Origin of the sequence: Massilimicrobiota sp. An80 (assembly GCF_002159255.1) — a bacterium.
GTDB classification, from domain to species: Bacteria; Bacillota_I; Bacilli_A; order Erysipelotrichales; family Coprobacillaceae; genus Allocoprobacillus; species Allocoprobacillus merdigallinarum.
In genome coordinates, this window is sequence record NZ_NFHI01000050.1 from 1 (window position 1) to 15,826 (window position 15,826).

The window sequence follows — 15,826 nt, forward strand, 5'->3', positions numbered from 1 at the left end:
TGTACCCATGCCGAACACAGAAGTTAAGCATCACAGCGGCGAAGATAGTAGGCAACTGCGAAAATAGCACGCTGCCAGTCCATGTGAGGGAATAGTCATTCTATTCCCTTTCTTTTTTTTATTCTCATTCTTTTTTTTGGATGATTTTTTTTATTTTATTATGTTATAATAAATAAAAGGATATAAAAAAGGGGGAATGTTATCTTATGAATTTTGTATATATATCACCATCCTTTCCAAAAAATTTTTATCAATTTTGTAATCGTTTAAAAAATAATGGAGTCACAGTTTTAGCAATTGCGGATACACCTTATGATAATTTAAGCGAAGAATTAAAAAATTCAATAGATGATTACTATCAAGTATATTCTATGGAAGACTATGATGAAATGGTAAAGGCGATGGGTTATTTTATTTTCCATTATGGACATATAGATTGGTTGGAATCTAATAATGAATATTGGCTTGAACAGGATGCCAAATTGCGTACGGATTTTAATATTACAACAGGTATTCATACAAACCATATTGAAGATATTAAATGTAAATCAAAGATGAAGAAGTTTTATGAAGAAGCAGGAGTCAAAACAGCACGTTATCATTTAGTCACTGATTTGGAATCAGGTTTAAAATTTGTTCATGATGTTGGCTATCCTGTTGTAGTCAAACCAGATAATGGGGTTGGGGCAGCAAAGACTTATAAAATTTCTAATCAGGAGGAGTTAGAACATTTTTATCAGGAAGAACATTTTACACAATATATAATGGAAGAATTTGTTAATGGATTAATTATTTCATATGATGGTATTGCTAATTTAAATAAAGAGATTTTATTTGAAACATCACATGTTTTTCCAAATCCCATTATGGATGTAGTGAATGATCAAAGTAGTATGTATTATTATTCTTTAAGAGAAATACCTTATGATTTGAAACAAGCTGGACAGGCATGTGTGAAAGCCTTTTATACAGCTGGAAGATGTTTCCATATGGAATTCTTTAGATTGTTAGAGGATAAACCTGGGTTAGGTCAAAAAGGAGAGATTGTTGGCTTAGAAGTTAATTTAAGAACACCAGGAGGTTATACTCCTGATATGATGAATTATGCCAATAATATTGATGTTTACCAAATCTATGCAGATATGGTTACAAAAGGGTATAGTGACTATGATCATCAGCGTCCATATCATTGTGTGTATTGTGGAAGAAGAGATGGTATCTCATATTCTCATACACATGAAGACATTGTATCACGTTATCATTTTGATTTGGTTATGTGTGAAAGAATGCCAGATATTTTAAGTGGAGCTATGGGTAATTTTACATATACTGCTCGATTTGAGAATATGGAGCAAGTCAATGAATTCGTTGATTTTGTTTTAGGTTAGGGGTGAGAATATGAAGACAGAATGGTTTAAGGAATATAGCGAATGTTTATTGCGTGATATGGAATTTAAGGTTTATGGTCATTCAGGAACACCAATTTTGGTTTTTCCTGCACAAAATGGAAGATTCTTTGATTTTGAAAATTTTGGTATGGTGCATACAGTAGAGCACCTGATTGATGCAGGACGAATTCAGCTATTTTGTTGTGATAGCATTGATCAAGAATCTTGGTCAGCTGAAGGGATGGATAATGGACATAGAACATATATGATGGAACAGTGGTTCTATTATATCGTTAATGAATTGGTTCCAAGAATTTTAGAAATTAATTCTTATGGTCGTGATGGTCAGTATGCAGATGGCATTTATACAACTGGTTGTTCAATGGGCGCAACTCATGCAGTGAATTTCATGTTCAGAAGACCGGATATTTTTAAAGGTACCATTGCTTTGAGTGGGTATTATGATAGTGATTTGTTTTTTGGAGATTATCATGATGATATTCTTTATCGCAATTCACCAATTCAATATCTTCATGGTATGAGTTATGACCATCCTTATGTTGAGATGTATCGTCATTGTCGTATTGTTTTATGTTGTGGGCAAGGAGCATGGGAAGATGATATGATTAGAAGTACATCGCGTATGAAAGAACTTTTAGAATATAAAGATATTCCAGCATGGATTGATTTTTGGGGTCACGATGTGAATCATGATTGGGATTGGTGGCAAGTTCAATTCCCATATTTTGTAGAAAGGGTTATATAATAATGAATGTTATCTTTATATCACCACATTTTCCAGATTATTTTTACAATTTCTGTGACCGATTAAAAGTCAGAGGAGTTCGTGTTTTGGGAATCGGTGATGCGAATTATGAAAACTTGCCATATCATACAAAACTTGCCTTAACAGAATATTATCGTGTAGATGACTTAGAAAATTATGACAGTGTATACAGAGCCTGTGCTTATTTTACATGGCATTATGGAAAAATTGATTGGATAGAATCTCAAAATGAATATTGGTTAGAATTGGAAGCAACATTAAGAAATGAATTTAATGTCACAACAGGAACCAAAATACAAAATCTATCACCAATGAAATACAAATCAAAAATGAAAGAAGTCTATCAAAAGATTGGGATACCAACTGCCAGATATCGAAAAGTTGATGATTACCTTGCGACAAAAGCATTTGCGAACAAGGTAGGATATCCAGTTATTGTTAAACCTGATAATGGTGTGGGTGCTAGTTCAACATATAAATTGAAAAATGATGATGAATTAGATTATTTCTTTGCGACAAAGCCATCTTATATTCAATTTATTATTGAGGAACTTGTTCCTGGTCATGTTGAAACATTTGATGGAATTACTGATAAAGATAAAAATATTTTGATTTGTTCATCACATGTCATGTTGAATTCTATAATGGATAATGTAAATGAATTAAGTGATACTGCTTTTTACTCACAACCAGTTGAAGGATTGGATTTATATGAAATCGGAAAAAAGGTTGTAGAAGCTTTTGATACAAGAAGTCGTTTTTATCATTTTGAATTCTTTAGATTAGATGAAGATAAAGAAGGATTAGGAAGAAAAGGAGATATTGTTGGATTAGAAGTTAACATGAGAGCACCTGGTGCTTATATGCCTGATATGATTGATTTTGCATATAATGTCGATGTTTATACAATATGGGCTGATATGATTAAATATAATCAGTGTTTCTATGATATTCATCGTGAATATTGGGTAGCATATACAGGGCGTAGAGAAGGAATATGGTATATGCATAACTATGATCAGATTAGAGAAACTTATGGACAGAATATAGCCTTAGAAACAGATGTTCCAGAATCATTAAGTGGAGCAATGGGTAACCATGTCTTCATTGTGAAATCTAAATCAAAAGAAGAACTCTTTGAAATGATTCGTTATATTTTAAAAAGAGAAGATGGAACAGATTGGTTTTAATAAAAGAAAGATTTGAATTGAAGGGAAACTTTCGATTTAAATCTTTTTTATAAAAAACAAAAAAATTACAAATGAAAGGCTTTTATATCAGACATTTTATGTTATAATGGCAAAGGAAAGAAAGAAGGTGTTATTATGTCTCCGGAGCCGGATGAAGATACGAAATTAACAATAAAACAAAGCATAACAGGAGACATAATTGATATTCTCCTGTTATAGAAAAGGAGGATAAAAATGATCGAATTTTACAAAACTTTTGGAACAGAAACAAAAAAAGTCGAAACATTAGAAACAGGATGCTGGATTAATGTTGTTTCACCAACAGAAGAAGAAAAACAATTTTTAATTAATGATTTGGGAATTGTTCCTGAATTTGTGCAAGCTTCATTAGATGAAGAAGAAAGTTCACATATTGATTTTGATGATGATTACAATCAGACATTAGTCATTGTCGATTATCCAAGTGCAGAAGAAACTGAAGGGAAATACGATAAAATGACTCTACAATATACAACATTACCATTAGGTATTGTTTTAATGAAAGGATATATTATTACAATTTCATTATATGAGAATTTAAATATTGAAGATATGGCAACAGGTAAAGTCAAGGGTATTCATACAGAAATGAAGACGAGATTTTTATTAAAGCTTCTTTTAAGAATTTCTCAAAGATACTTGATTTATTTACGTCAAATTGATCGATTATCATCTTTGACTGAACAAAAACTTCATAAATCAATGCAAAATAAAGAACTTATTCAAATGCTTGGATTAGAAAAATCTTTAGTTTATTTTTCAACATCATTAAAAACTGATGAAATTACTTTGAATAAGATCATGCGTGGAAAATCTATTAAACTTTATGAAGATGATCAGGATTTATTAGAAGATGTTTTAGTAGAAATTAATCAGGCCATTGAAATGTGTAGTATTTATTCAAATATCTTATCTGGAACAATGGATGCTTATGCTTCTGTTATTTCAAATAACTTAAATATTGTTATGAAGGTTTTAACAGTTATCACTATTGTGATGTCAATACCAAATATTATCTTTAGTTTTTATGGAATGAATGTTTCAGGTTTACCAGGACCAGTATGGTGGGTCCCAACTTTGATTGCCGTTATTGCATGTGTTATTGCTTCGTTTATATTTATGAAAAAAGATATGTTTCATTAAGTACATGGAACATATCTTTCTTTTTTTGAAAATTTGAACATTCAATATAAGAAACATGTATAATAAATGAAAAGAAGAGGAGGACAATAATATGGTAAGACAATTTCCAGAAGGTTTTTTATGGGGTGGCGCAACAGCTGCCAATCAGTATGAAGGTGGCTGGAACGAAGGAGGCAAAGGAATCAGTGTTTCTGATTGTGCGAGACATCATTTAGATATTGACGTTCAAGATTATCATGCACAAAATGCCATTACAACAAAAGATATTGAAGATGCATTAAAATCACAGGATGATTCTTTATATCCAAAAAGACATGGGGCAGATGGATATCATCATTATAAGGAAGATATTAAACTCTTTGCCCAAATGGGATTCAAGGTTTATAGAATGTCTATTGCCTGGTCACGTATTTTTCCAAATGGTGATGATCAGGAACCTAATGAAGAAGGTTTACAATTTTATGATGATGTTTTTGATGAATGCTTAAAATATGGTATCGAACCATTAGTGACAATGTCACACTATGAACCACCATTAAATATAGTTTTAAATTATAATGGATGGGCATCAAGAGAAGTTGTGGATATGTTTGTCAAATATGTGGAAGTCATCTGTGAAAGATATAAAGATAAAGTCAAATATTGGTTAACATTCAATGAGGTAGATTCTATGATTAGACATCCTTATACAACAGGAGGACTTGTTGAAGACCGTTTCCCAGGGCAGAATTTCCAACAGGTTATTTTCCAAGCTATGCATCATCAATTTGTAGCTTCAGCTCTTGCTACAAAGATTTGTCATGAAAAAATTCCTGGTTCAAAAGTAGGTTGTATGTTAACAAAACTGACATATTATCCTTATACTTGTAAACCAGAAGATGTTTTACAGGCACAACAGGATATGAGAAGTACCTATTGTTATAGTGATACACAAGTCTTTGGAGAGTATCCAGCTTATTTATTAGCTAAATTTAAAAATGAAGGTATTCATATTGAAATGCAGGATGATGACTTAGACATTATGAAGAAATATCCAGTAGACTTTGTTTCATTTAGTTACTATTCATCAAGTTGTGTTGCAAAAGATGACAAAGGTTTAAAGAAAACTGCAGCCAATACGAATGTGGCAATAAAAAATCCATATATTCCTTCATCTGATTGGGGATGGCAAATTGATCCTATTGGTTTAAGAGTGTCTTTAGTTGATTTATATGATCGTTATAGAAAACCATTATTTGTTGTAGAAAATGGTTTAGGAGCTAAAGATGAACTTGTGAATGGAACAGTTGATGATCAATATCGTATTGATTATTTTGATGCACATTTTAGAGAAATGTTGAATGCTATTGAAATAGATGGCGTAGATTTAATGGGATATACATCATGGGGATGTATTGATATTGTCAGTGAATCTACAAAACAAATGAGTAAAAGATATGGATTTATTTATGTGGATTGTGATGATTTAGGAAATGGAACTTATAAAAGATATAAGAAAAAATCTTTTGATTGGTATAAACATGTTATTGAAACAAATGGAGCTTGTTTATTTGAAGGAGAATAAAAATGTTAGAATATAAATTTGATACACAGTTATTAATTGAAGGAAAAAACTTAAATGAAGATGAAATTAATGATTATATTACAGAACATTTTCAGGGAGATTGTTTATTAGCTGTTGGTGATGATGAACTCATTAAAATTCATTTTCATACTAATGAACCATGGCTTGTTTTACAATATGGGGCAACACTTGGAGAAATCTATGATATTGTTGTTGAAAATATGGAAAGACAGGCACATGGGCTAAAAGGATAGATTGTGGATATCAAAGTTATTGTTTTACAGATGATACAATTATTTCTGGTGATTGCTTTAGGGTATCTTTTATTAAAGATCAAGATACTGGATGTAGACTTTAATAAACGTTTAACAACACTTTTGTTGTCGGTCACAACACCAGCATTGATTGTATCTTCTGTTTTATCTACAAATATTGAAAAACAAATATCTGAAATTGTTTTTGTGTTTATTGTAGGAATTGTCATCTTTCTTGTTTTACCTATTTTAGGCTTTTTGATTGTCAAAGTTATGAGAGTTCCTCTTCAACAACAAGGTTTATATATTTTCATGACAATGTTTTCTAATATCGGTTTTATGGGCTTTCCTGTTATGAAATCTATTTTTGGAAATCAAGCCGTATTTTTAACTGCTATTTTTAATATGATTTTTAATTTGCTTGTGTTTACAGCAGGTATTCTTTTTATGAATTATCATTCTGTACAAAAAATAAAAATCAATTTGAAACAGCTTCTTTCACCAGGCGTGATTGCTTCACTTGTGGCTTTGTTTATTTATTTTACAGGTTTACAGGTTCCTGATGTTTTGTCTTCAACGATAACCATGATTGGTGATATTACAACACCTATTGCCATGTTGCTTATTGGCTCAACACTTGCTACGATTCCAGTTAAAGAAGTCTTTACTGAAGTCAGAATATATCCATATACGATTTTAAAACAGATTGTTATTCCAGTTATAGCTTATCCTATTTTCAATGCTTTTATTCGTGATCCTTTAATACTTGGCGTTTCTTTAATTATGCTTGCTATGCCAGTAGGAAATATTGCTGTATTATTTGCAACAGAATATCAAAAAGATGTTGCCTTGGCAGCTAAAGCTGTTTTTATGACAACATTACTTTCTATTGTTACGATTCCAGTGATTGTGGCTTTATTTTTGGCATAAAAAGTTTTATAAATTGATAACATATTTTTATTCTGCGTATTTTATTGACAAGGATAAGTTTTTATGAATATAATAAATGAGGATTATTTAATAATGCCCCAGAAATGAGGCGTTTTTTTATGCAAAAAAATTATGATGTCATTATTGTTGGGGCTGGACCAGCAGGAATTATGACAAGTTATGAATTGTATTTAAAAAATCCAGAATTAAAAGTATTACTTATTGATAAAGGACATGACGTGATGTATAGACATTGTCCTATTAAAGATAAGAAAATTAAAAGTTGTCCACAAATTAAAGAAAATGAACCAGGATGTTTACCTGCTTGTTCAATTACTTCAGGATTTGGGGGAGCCGGTGCTTACTCTGATGGTAAATTCAATATTACGAGTGAATTTGGTGGTTGGCTAACAGATTATTTAGATAATCAGGAAGTTGAAGATGTAATTCATTATGTGGATGAATTGTATTTGAAACATGGTGCAACACGTGAAATTACTGATCCAACGACTGATAAAGTGAAAGAAATTGAAAAACGTGGATATGCTGTTGGATTGAAATTATTACGTGCTAAAGTGCGTCATTTAGGAACTGAAGAAAATTTGAGAATTATGACAGAAATGTCTAATGAACTTAAACAGCATATTGATATGGCATTTAAAACAGCAGTTAAGGATATTCTTGTAGAAGATCATCATGTTAAAGGGATTGTTTTAGAAAATGGTGAAGAAATTTATGCTCCTCATGTTGTGTTAGCTCCTGGAAGAGATGGTTCAACATGGTTAGCCAAAGTGTTTAAACGTCAGGGATTAGAACTTTATAATAATCAGGTTGATATAGGTGTAAGAGTAGAAACAAGTAATATTGTTATGGATGAAATTAATTCTCATCTTTATGAAGGTAAATTTGTATACAATACATCTGTGGGAACTAAAGTCAGAACTTTCTGTTCAAATCCAAGTGGTCATGTTGTTATTGAAAATCATTCAGGGACAATGTTAGCCAATGGACATGCTTATCATGATCCAAAACTTGGAAGTCATAATACCAATTTTGCATTATTAGTTTCACATGTTTTTAGTGAACCATTTAATGAACCTAACGAATTTGCTCATGAGGTTGCTAGACTTGCCAATATGCTATCACATGGAAGCATTATTGTACAACGCTATGGTGATATTAAAAGAGGACGTCGTACAACTGTGAAACGTTTAAAAGAAGGTTATACTGTTCCAACATTACCTGAAGCTGTACCAGGAGATTTAGGGCTTGTGTTACCATATAATACGATGAAATCTATTATTGAAATGATTGAAGCTTTAGATCATGTTACACCAGGAATTGCCAATGAACATACATTGCTTTATGGAGTAGAAGCTAAATTCTATTCAGCAAGACCTAAAGTAAGAGAAGGATTTGAAAGTGAGATTGATGGTCTGTATGTAGGTGGCGATGGTGCTGGACTAACACGTGGATTGGCTCAGGCAGGAGCTAATGGAATCTTAATTGCGAGACATATTTTAAATAAATAAAATGATAACTACAATAAACTCTTTGTATTTATTGTAGTTTTTCTTTTGGGGCTAAAAGTTTACAATTGGTATATTTTCCATTATAATAGAAACAATAATGAGGGGGTAATCATTTATGAACATTGATGGAAAAAAGATTGCAGCAAAGCGAAAAGATGAACTCAAACAAAAGATTGATTTATTAAAAGAAAATGGTCAAAGACTACCAAAATTAACAGTTGTATTAGTAGGTGAAAATCCTGCCAGTCAAACATATGTTCGCAATAAAGATAAAGCATGTGCCTATGTAGGGATGTTATCTGATATTGTGAAACTGGATGAACAGACAACAGAAGAAAAGTTAATGGAAGTGATTCAAAAACTTAATCATGATGATACTGTAGATGGCATCTTGGTACAGTTGCCATTACCACAACATATTCATGAAGACAAAATACTTCATTTAATTGATCCACAAAAAGATGTCGATGGATTTCATCCATCTAATGTAGCTAAACTTGTGTTAGGAGAAAAAGGACTGGTACCTTGTACTCCACAAGGTATGATGGTTTTATTAGATGAAATTCATTATGACTTAACTGGAAAAGAAGTTGTTGTTGTTGGAAGAAGTAATATTGTTGGAAAACCAGTGGCTTTACTATGTTTGCATAAACATGCAACTGTGACAATTGCACATTCCCGTACAATGAATTTAGCCACGTTATGTCAAAGAGCTGATGTCTTAATAGCGGCAATTGGTCAACCTAAGTTTTTTAATAAAGATTATATTAAAAAAGGTGCTGTGGTGTTGGATGTTGGTATTAATCGTGATGAAAATCATAAATTATGTGGTGATGTTGATTATGAAGATGTCAAAGATCTTGTCTCTTATATTACACCAGTGCCTGGAGGTGTAGGACCAATGACAATTGCGATGTTATTGGAAAATACTTATAAAGCTTATCAACAAAGAGAGGAGCACAAAAATGGAATATAATTTAAACGATATTGTTGAAATGAAAAAACAACATCCTTGTAAAAAGTCTAATCAATGGCAAATTATACGTATGGGTGCAGATATCAAAATTAAATGTTTAGGGTGTGGAGCCATTGTTATGTTTTCTCGTCGTGATTTTGAAAAACGTTTAAAAAAGGTTATACCAGCTCATGAAAATACGTCTGATTGAAGAAAAAGATAATAAAGAAGTCGAAAAACTGATTAGAGATTGTCTGATAGAATTTGGTGGTAATAAACCAGGTTGTGCCTGGGAAGATAAAGATTTAGGACAATTTTATCAAGTTTATCAACCTGCTCATAAACAATATCTTGTGGTTGTTGAAAATGATCATGTTGTTGGTGGTTGTGGTATAGGACCAGTGGAAGGCAAAGAAGGTATATGTGAATTGCAGAAAATGTATTGTTATAAGGCGATACGTGGTACAGGCATAGCACAAGAATTATTAAACCTGTCCTTAGATTTTGCAAAGACATACTATCAGCAATGTTATTTGGAAACATTTTCCAATATGATAGCTGCCAATCGTTTCTACTTAAAAAACGGGTTTATTCCGTTGGAACAACCCCTTATTCAAGGACCACATTATGCTTGTGATAGATGGTATATAAAAGATTTATAGGAGTGATTGAGAATGTTATTTGAACATCAATATCAATTTTCTAAACGTATGCAAATGCATGATATTACTGAAATCGTCAAACAGGATATTAATCACTGCCACATAGATGAAGGAATTGTTGTGGTATATACACCTCATACAACGGCTGGAATCACTGTCAATGAAAATGCGGATCCTGATGTTGTTAGAGATATGATCAATGCTTTTGAACGTGCTTTTCCTACAGAACATTTGGATTATCATCATTTTGAGGGGAATTCACATGCCCATATTAAGTCAACTCTTTTTGGCCCAAGTCAGACTTTTATCATTCATCGTGGTCAACTTTTATTAGGAATATGGCAAGGCATTTATCTATGTGAATTTGATGGACCTAGGCAAAGAACTTTTTATGTTAAAATCATGGAGGGATAAGATGAAAGACTTTTATGAAACTTCAAGACTGATTCTTAGACATTTTCGTATGGGAGATGAACAGGCTTTATATGAATTATTAAGTGATTCTGATGTTAATCGTTTTTTACCTATGTTTCCATTACAGAGTGTCGAGGAAGCAAAAGATTATTTGCAGACTCACTATTTAGATAAATATAAAAATCAAGATGGTTATTATTATGCAATCTGTTTAAAGGAAAATGATAGACCTATTGGATATATTCAAATCAGTGGTGATGAGAGTCATGATTTTGGCTATGCTTTAAGAAAAGAGCTTTGGCATCAGGGAATAGTGAGTGAAGTAGCTTTAAAAATGGTTGAAGAATTCAAAACATCTGATTTGCCATACATTACTGCAACGCATGATGTTTGTAATCCTCATAGTGGAAATGTCATGAAAAAGATTGGTATGAAATATTGTTATTCTTATAAGGAACAATGGATGCCTAAAAATATTTTAGTTACTTTTAGAATGTATCAGTATCATTTTAAAAAGGATGAGGATTTTATTTATTTAAAATATTGGAATAAATATCCTCATCATATTGAAAAAGACATTTAATGTCTTTTTTTTGTTTCTTGACAAAGAAGGACAATATGTCTAAACTAAAAAACGTTAAGGGAGGGAAAATTGTGGATAAAGATAGAATGGGGTCACAAAAAGTTTTAACTTTATTGATTGAACTATCTATACCAGCTATGATTGGGATGATTGTCAATGCTATTTATAATATTGTAGATAGAATGTTTATTGGTAATGCTCCTGATTTAGGATCATTAGGTTTAGCAGGAATTACTGTGTCTTATCCAGTGACTTTAATTTTGATGGCGTTAAGCTTAATGGCAGGAGTTGGAGGAGCTACACGTTTTTCTATTGCTTTAGGTGCTAAGGAAGAGGAAGATGCTAAATATTATCAGGGCAATGCTTTAATGATTACAGTTATCTTTGGTATTGTTTTTATGGTTTTAGGTAATATTTTTATGGATCCTATATTAACTATACTTGGAGCTAGTGAAAAGGTTTTACCTTATGCCAGTGATTACTTGAGTATTATTTTATATGGTGGTGTTTTTCAATGTGTAGCCATGTGTGGAAACAATTTCTCACGTGCCCAAGGAAATGCTAAAAACGCTATGGTTTCACAGCTGTTAGGAGCAGGTTTTAATATTGCTTTTGATTATATTTTGATTGTTCAATTTCATATGGGAATGGAAGGTGCTGCACTTGCGACAATTGGTGGACAATGTTTAAGTATGATATGGCAATTGTCTTTCTTATTTGGAAAAAGAGGAATCATTCCATGTCGTTTATCACATATGAAGTTGAAAAAACATTATACATATATGATTATGAAAACAGGTTTGCCAGCCTTTTTAATGCAATTATCAACAAGTGTTTTAAATATTGTTATTAATGGAACATTAGGTTTGTATGGTGGGGATTTGGCTATTTCAACAGTAGGAATTATTACAAGTGTTCAAACACTTATGTTGATGCCATTAACAGGTATGACACAAGGACAGCAGCCTATTATTAGTTATAATTATGGTGCTAAGAATGATCATCGTGTTAAAGAAACATTAAAGTATACGATTATAGGTTCTAGTATTCTTTCTTGTTTAGGATTTTTAGTGATTCAATTATTCCCATCAATGATTATTTCTATATTTAATCAAGAGCCAGCAATTATTGAATTAGGAAATAGTGCTTTACGCATTTGGTTTATTTGTTTACCATTGGTTGGATGTCAAACAATGTGTGCTAATTTCTTTCAGGCAATTGGAATGGTTAAACAATCCAGCTTTCTTAATTTATTAAGACAATGCTTATTATTGATACCATTGATTTTAATTCTTTCTTGGATTTTTGGATTATATGGTGTCTTTATTGCTGTACCAATTGCAGATTTCATAGCATTTATCATTACAATGTATCTTATTCAAAAACGTTTAAAGACTTTTAATGTTGCATAAAGAGAAAGTATGATTTTTATGATCATACTTTTTTGATTATATTCAATATAATAAAAAGTATTGATTATCATAGCTATCATCTAAGACAATCAATACTTAGGGATGATTTATTGTTTTTTTACGTAAGCAATTAAACGAGCCCCAGGACCAGCATGTGTACCAATAACTGGTCCAACAATACCATGTAATGTTTCACCAAAATGTAAAGTTTCCCTTAATGTATTTTCAAACTTATCTAAACCATCAGATGAGCCAGTATATCCGATACAGATAGGTTCATCTAAATCCATTTCACCATCTTGTTGAATTAAGTCAATAATTTTAGTGGTAGCTTTTTGAGTCCCTCTGGCTTTCGCAAATACATCTAATTTGCCTTCATCAAAACCAATAATAGGTTTAAATTTCAAAAGTGTTCCTGCTGTTGCAGCTGTTCTTGATAAACGTCCACCTTTATATAAATATTCTAATGTATCTACAAAAGCAAATAAGCGAATACGATGTTTATATGCTTCTAAAAATGTATAGAGATCTTGAGCATTCATACCTTCATTTCTTAATGCAACTGCTTTTAATACAAGCAATCTTTGCATTTGCGTTGTTCCTAAGCTGTCAATCACATAAATATCATCATAATCAACTAAATCTTTTGCAAGATTAGCACTTTGATATGTTCCACTAATAACACTAGACAAAGTAATAACAATAACACTATCATTGTTGTTTTTTGCTGTTTCATACAAATCAACAAAGTCTTGAGGTGATGGTTGTGATGTAGATGGTAATGTCTGACTATTAACTAATAAATCATAAAATTCTTCTGGTTCTAAATCAATACGGTCTTTATATTCTTTTCCATCAATAATGACTTTTAAAGGCACAACTTCAACATTGAGTTCCTTTGCATATTTTAAATCAATATCAGATGTAGAATCAGTAATTATTTTTATCATTTTTCTTTTCCTCCGTCATAGATATTCTAATTGTACGAAGCATTTTCTCTAAGGATTTCACTTCTTCTTTACTAAACAGTTTTTCAATTTCTTTAAGGGCTTTTTTAATATAATGATCATTTTCACGATAAAACTCCAAGAATTTACTTGTAACTTTTAAATGATAAGATCGTTTATCTTCTTGACTGACTGTTTTATTTAAATATCCTTTTTCTACCAATTGATTGACTTTATATGTAGCATTAGGCTGTGAAATTCCCATATATTTAGCATATTCTAAAATAGTGGGTTCACCTAACATATAAATAATATCTAAGCTAAATGCTTCTTGCATAGTGAGTTCTTTAGAAGTTGCACACATAGATGAATAAAAATTCATTTTGAATATATTATAAACAGCCTGAAATTCCTGACTTAGCATATAACCTCCTCATAAATACTTAAAATATTTTAAGTATAGTATAAATTATTTTTAATGAAAGTCAATTATAAAACACAGAATTGCAATGATAATTGCTGCAAAAACATCACTTATATGATGAACCCCACTTAAAATACGTGTTAAACTGACAATCAATGCAATGATACATGCAAAAACGCCAACATAAAAATGAGCATAAAAACATACAAAAGCAATAATACAGGCACTAACAGTATGACGACTTGGAAAAGATTCGCCATGTTTATGACCTCTTAAGGGTTGAATATCCATATGATCATAGGGACGGGGACGATTCACTATTTTTCTAAAAACCGTCACAATCACAAAAGCTATACATGGTCTTAGAATGGCATCTATCAAATAAGGACTATGAATATACCATAAATAAATCAAGACACATGGATATAAGATAAACGTTACATAAGGACAATATTGTGTTAAAAAAATAATGATTTTTTCTAAACGAGGACGTTGTCTTATATACGCTAACATGGACTGATAAAAACATTCCAAAGCTCTCACCCTTTCTTTACCATTATATCGAAAATATGCGATGAAAACAAATAAAATAAAAATTTTAAAAGATAAGTACAATGATGTTTGTAGATTATACAAAATGCACTGACGAATAAATAGAAAATGGTGTAGGACTGTGTCATTGATGGGATTATTTGAAATTGATATAATGTGAATAGAGTATGATTGATGGAGATAAGATATAATGAAAATAACAGGAACGAAAAGTTATATACAAATTGAAGATGATAATGGCAATATAGCAAGATTTGATGGTGAAGTTTGTTTCAATGATTTTTATGCATGGGCTGATTCAATCTGTTGGATTAAACATCAAGGAGAAATAACGGATCAGGATAGAATTCATTTGATTTATCAGGCAACGCAATATGGTAAGGATCATGATATCAAGATATTGTTCTTTGATAATGATAATAAAGTTATGTTTGAAGCAGAGCTTGGACTGAAAACGGAAATTTATTGGGCTAAAAACGATCTTATCTTTATAGCTGTTATTTTGTTGTCAATGATTTTTCCAATAGTGTTTATTGCTGTGTTAGATGTTGTGAGTTCAATGTTTTTATTTGCTTTGAGTGTGGGTGCCATCATTTTTGTAAGTCCCTTTATCTTGTGGGGAATTTCTATATGTAGATTCCAGATGATTGCTAAGGGAGATGATATAACGATGAGACCAGTCATAGGGACAAACTATACATTTCCTGTAACAGAAATAACAAGAGTTGAAAGAAAGGTAAAAAATGTATATGGATGGCAAGAATGTGTTAAGATTGTGATTTATATAAAAAATAAAAAAATAACACTTCGTCGAAGTATGATAGGGTTTGATGACATGGATGCCTATCTTTTGCGACATGTTGATCATATTATATAAAAATATATCTTTGATATGATTTGATAGAGTATGATAAGTGGCTGTTTAAAATTAAAAAAATGTTTTTAGCACTCTATACTTGACTCTGCTAAAATAGAGGACTATAATATAAATAGAAATAAGGAAAGAGAATAAAAAAGGCATTCCTTACTTCTCATATCAAACATTGTTCA

The 15,826-nt window shown here is 31.3% G+C and carries 18 protein-coding genes and 1 rRNA gene; 16 read left to right on the forward strand and 3 right to left on the reverse strand.

What is annotated here, in order from left to right; all coding sequences use genetic code 11:
- The 15 genes from rrf to B5G32_RS11475 form a co-directional block, all read left to right on the forward strand.
- Window positions 1–80, forward strand: a 5S ribosomal RNA gene (rrf, locus tag B5G32_RS14405); the annotation flags it as partial.
- Window positions 81–206: 126 nt separating this feature from the next.
- Complete coding sequence (locus B5G32_RS11410) at window positions 207–1,388, forward strand: ATP-grasp domain-containing protein (protein WP_087245965.1); 1,182 nt, start codon at window positions 207–209, stop codon at window positions 1,386–1,388.
- A gap of 10 nt (window positions 1,389–1,398) precedes the next feature.
- A complete protein-coding gene (locus B5G32_RS11415) occupies window positions 1,399–2,154 on the forward strand; it encodes an esterase family protein (RefSeq protein ID WP_087245967.1) in 756 nt (251 codons plus the stop codon).
- A 2-nt stretch (window positions 2,155–2,156) separates the two neighbouring features.
- Window positions 2,157–3,365, forward strand: coding sequence for an ATP-grasp domain-containing protein (locus tag B5G32_RS11420; RefSeq protein WP_087245969.1), 1,209 nt, complete (start codon window positions 2,157–2,159; stop codon window positions 3,363–3,365).
- 234 nt (window positions 3,366–3,599) lie between these two features.
- Window positions 3,600–4,547, forward strand: a complete 948-nt coding sequence (locus tag B5G32_RS11425; protein WP_087245971.1) for a magnesium transporter CorA family protein — start codon at window positions 3,600–3,602, stop codon at window positions 4,545–4,547.
- A 91-nt stretch (window positions 4,548–4,638) separates the two neighbouring features.
- Window positions 4,639–6,111 carry a glycoside hydrolase family 1 protein gene (locus tag B5G32_RS11430; RefSeq protein WP_087936730.1) on the forward strand — a complete coding sequence of 491 codons (1,473 nt, stop codon included), beginning with the start codon at window positions 4,639–4,641 and terminating at the stop codon, window positions 6,109–6,111.
- 2 nt (window positions 6,112–6,113) lie between these two features.
- On the forward strand, window positions 6,114–6,365 hold the full coding sequence (locus tag B5G32_RS11435; protein ID WP_087245975.1) for a kinase to dihydroxyacetone kinase: 252 nt from the start codon (window positions 6,114–6,116) through the stop codon (window positions 6,363–6,365).
- Window positions 6,366–6,368: 3 nt separating this feature from the next.
- Complete coding sequence (locus B5G32_RS11440) at window positions 6,369–7,295, forward strand: AEC family transporter (RefSeq protein ID WP_087936731.1); 927 nt, start codon at window positions 6,369–6,371, stop codon at window positions 7,293–7,295.
- 119 nt (window positions 7,296–7,414) lie between these two features.
- Window positions 7,415–8,827 carry an NAD(P)/FAD-dependent oxidoreductase gene (locus B5G32_RS11445; RefSeq protein WP_087245979.1) on the forward strand — a complete coding sequence of 471 codons (1,413 nt, stop codon included), beginning with the start codon at window positions 7,415–7,417 and terminating at the stop codon, window positions 8,825–8,827.
- A 115-nt stretch (window positions 8,828–8,942) separates the two neighbouring features.
- Window positions 8,943–9,803, forward strand: a complete 861-nt coding sequence (gene folD, locus B5G32_RS11450; RefSeq protein WP_087246045.1) for a bifunctional methylenetetrahydrofolate dehydrogenase/methenyltetrahydrofolate cyclohydrolase FolD — start codon at window positions 8,943–8,945, stop codon at window positions 9,801–9,803.
- On the forward strand, window positions 9,793–9,993 hold the full coding sequence (locus B5G32_RS11455) for a DUF951 domain-containing protein (protein ID WP_087246047.1): 201 nt from the start codon (window positions 9,793–9,795) through the stop codon (window positions 9,991–9,993). Before folD ends, B5G32_RS11455 begins: the two co-directional genes overlap by 11 nt.
- Window positions 9,974–10,444: a GNAT family N-acetyltransferase gene (locus B5G32_RS11460; RefSeq protein ID WP_087246049.1), complete on the forward strand. Its 471-nt coding sequence runs from the start codon at window positions 9,974–9,976 to the stop codon at window positions 10,442–10,444. Before B5G32_RS11455 ends, B5G32_RS11460 begins: the two co-directional genes overlap by 20 nt.
- A 12-nt stretch (window positions 10,445–10,456) precedes the next feature.
- Window positions 10,457–10,858 carry a secondary thiamine-phosphate synthase enzyme YjbQ gene (locus B5G32_RS11465; protein ID WP_087936732.1) on the forward strand — a complete coding sequence of 134 codons (402 nt, stop codon included), beginning with the start codon at window positions 10,457–10,459 and terminating at the stop codon, window positions 10,856–10,858.
- 1 nt (window position 10,859) lies between these two features.
- The gene (locus B5G32_RS11470; protein WP_087936733.1) at window positions 10,860–11,441 is read left to right on the forward strand and encodes a GNAT family N-acetyltransferase; all 582 of its coding nucleotides are present in this window, start codon (window positions 10,860–10,862) and stop codon (window positions 11,439–11,441) included.
- Window positions 11,442–11,512: 71 nt separating this feature from the next.
- Window positions 11,513–12,853 (forward strand): MATE family efflux transporter, encoded by a 1,341-nt coding sequence (locus B5G32_RS11475; RefSeq protein ID WP_087936734.1) that lies wholly within the window; start codon window positions 11,513–11,515, stop codon window positions 12,851–12,853.
- A gap of 107 nt (window positions 12,854–12,960) precedes the next feature.
- Here B5G32_RS11475 and B5G32_RS11480 read toward each other — a convergent pair whose 3' ends face one another.
- Genes B5G32_RS11480 through B5G32_RS11490 form a run of 3 tightly spaced genes read right to left on the reverse strand, consistent with a single transcriptional unit; the run spans window position 12,961 to window position 14,758 of the window.
- The gene (locus B5G32_RS11480; protein WP_087936735.1) at window positions 12,961–13,803 is read right to left on the reverse strand and encodes a DegV family protein; all 843 of its coding nucleotides are present in this window, start codon (window positions 13,801–13,803) and stop codon (window positions 12,961–12,963) included.
- Complete coding sequence (locus B5G32_RS11485; RefSeq protein ID WP_087246059.1) at window positions 13,784–14,224, reverse strand: MarR family transcriptional regulator; 441 nt, start codon at window positions 14,222–14,224, stop codon at window positions 13,784–13,786. The genes B5G32_RS11480 and B5G32_RS11485 overlap by 20 nt, the downstream gene beginning before the upstream one ends.
- A gap of 51 nt (window positions 14,225–14,275) precedes the next feature.
- Window positions 14,276–14,758: a phosphatase PAP2 family protein gene (locus B5G32_RS11490; RefSeq protein ID WP_087936736.1), complete on the reverse strand. Its 483-nt coding sequence runs from the start codon at window positions 14,756–14,758 to the stop codon at window positions 14,276–14,278.
- 208 nt (window positions 14,759–14,966) lie between these two features.
- Here B5G32_RS11490 and B5G32_RS11495 point away from each other — a divergent pair, with 208 nt between their 5' ends.
- Complete coding sequence (locus B5G32_RS11495; RefSeq protein ID WP_087936737.1) at window positions 14,967–15,653, forward strand: hypothetical protein; 687 nt, start codon at window positions 14,967–14,969, stop codon at window positions 15,651–15,653.
- Window positions 15,654–15,826 lie beyond the last annotated feature (173 nt).

Excerpts from the sequence above, each read along its gene's own strand:
- B5G32_RS11410 (WP_087245965.1), top strand. The coding sequence starts at position 207 with ATGAATTTTGTATATATATCACCATCCTTTCCAAAAAATTTTTATCAA.
- B5G32_RS11415 (WP_087245967.1), top strand. The coding sequence starts at position 1,399 with ATGAAGACAGAATGGTTTAAGGAATATAGCGAATGTTTATTGCGTGAT.
- B5G32_RS11420 (WP_087245969.1), top strand. The coding sequence starts at position 2,157 with ATGAATGTTATCTTTATATCACCACATTTTCCAGATTATTTTTACAAT.
- B5G32_RS11425 (WP_087245971.1), top strand. The coding sequence starts at position 3,600 with ATGATCGAATTTTACAAAACTTTTGGAACAGAAACAAAAAAAGTCGAA.
- B5G32_RS11430 (WP_087936730.1), top strand. The coding sequence starts at position 4,639 with ATGGTAAGACAATTTCCAGAAGGTTTTTTATGGGGTGGCGCAACAGCT.
- B5G32_RS11435 (WP_087245975.1), top strand. The coding sequence starts at position 6,114 with ATGTTAGAATATAAATTTGATACACAGTTATTAATTGAAGGAAAAAAC.
- B5G32_RS11445 (WP_087245979.1), top strand. The coding sequence starts at position 7,415 with ATGCAAAAAAATTATGATGTCATTATTGTTGGGGCTGGACCAGCAGGA.
- folD (WP_087246045.1), top strand. The coding sequence starts at position 8,943 with ATGAACATTGATGGAAAAAAGATTGCAGCAAAGCGAAAAGATGAACTC.
- B5G32_RS11455 (WP_087246047.1), top strand. The coding sequence starts at position 9,793 with ATGGAATATAATTTAAACGATATTGTTGAAATGAAAAAACAACATCCT.
- B5G32_RS11460 (WP_087246049.1), top strand. The coding sequence starts at position 9,974 with ATGAAAATACGTCTGATTGAAGAAAAAGATAATAAAGAAGTCGAAAAA.
- B5G32_RS11465 (WP_087936732.1), top strand. The coding sequence starts at position 10,457 with ATGTTATTTGAACATCAATATCAATTTTCTAAACGTATGCAAATGCAT.
- B5G32_RS11470 (WP_087936733.1), top strand. The coding sequence starts at position 10,860 with ATGAAAGACTTTTATGAAACTTCAAGACTGATTCTTAGACATTTTCGT.
- B5G32_RS11480 (WP_087936735.1), bottom strand. The coding sequence starts at position 13,803 with ATGATAAAAATAATTACTGATTCTACATCTGATATTGATTTAAAATAT.
- B5G32_RS11485 (WP_087246059.1), bottom strand. The coding sequence starts at position 14,224 with ATGCTAAGTCAGGAATTTCAGGCTGTTTATAATATATTCAAAATGAAT.
- B5G32_RS11495 (WP_087936737.1), top strand. The coding sequence starts at position 14,967 with ATGAAAATAACAGGAACGAAAAGTTATATACAAATTGAAGATGATAAT.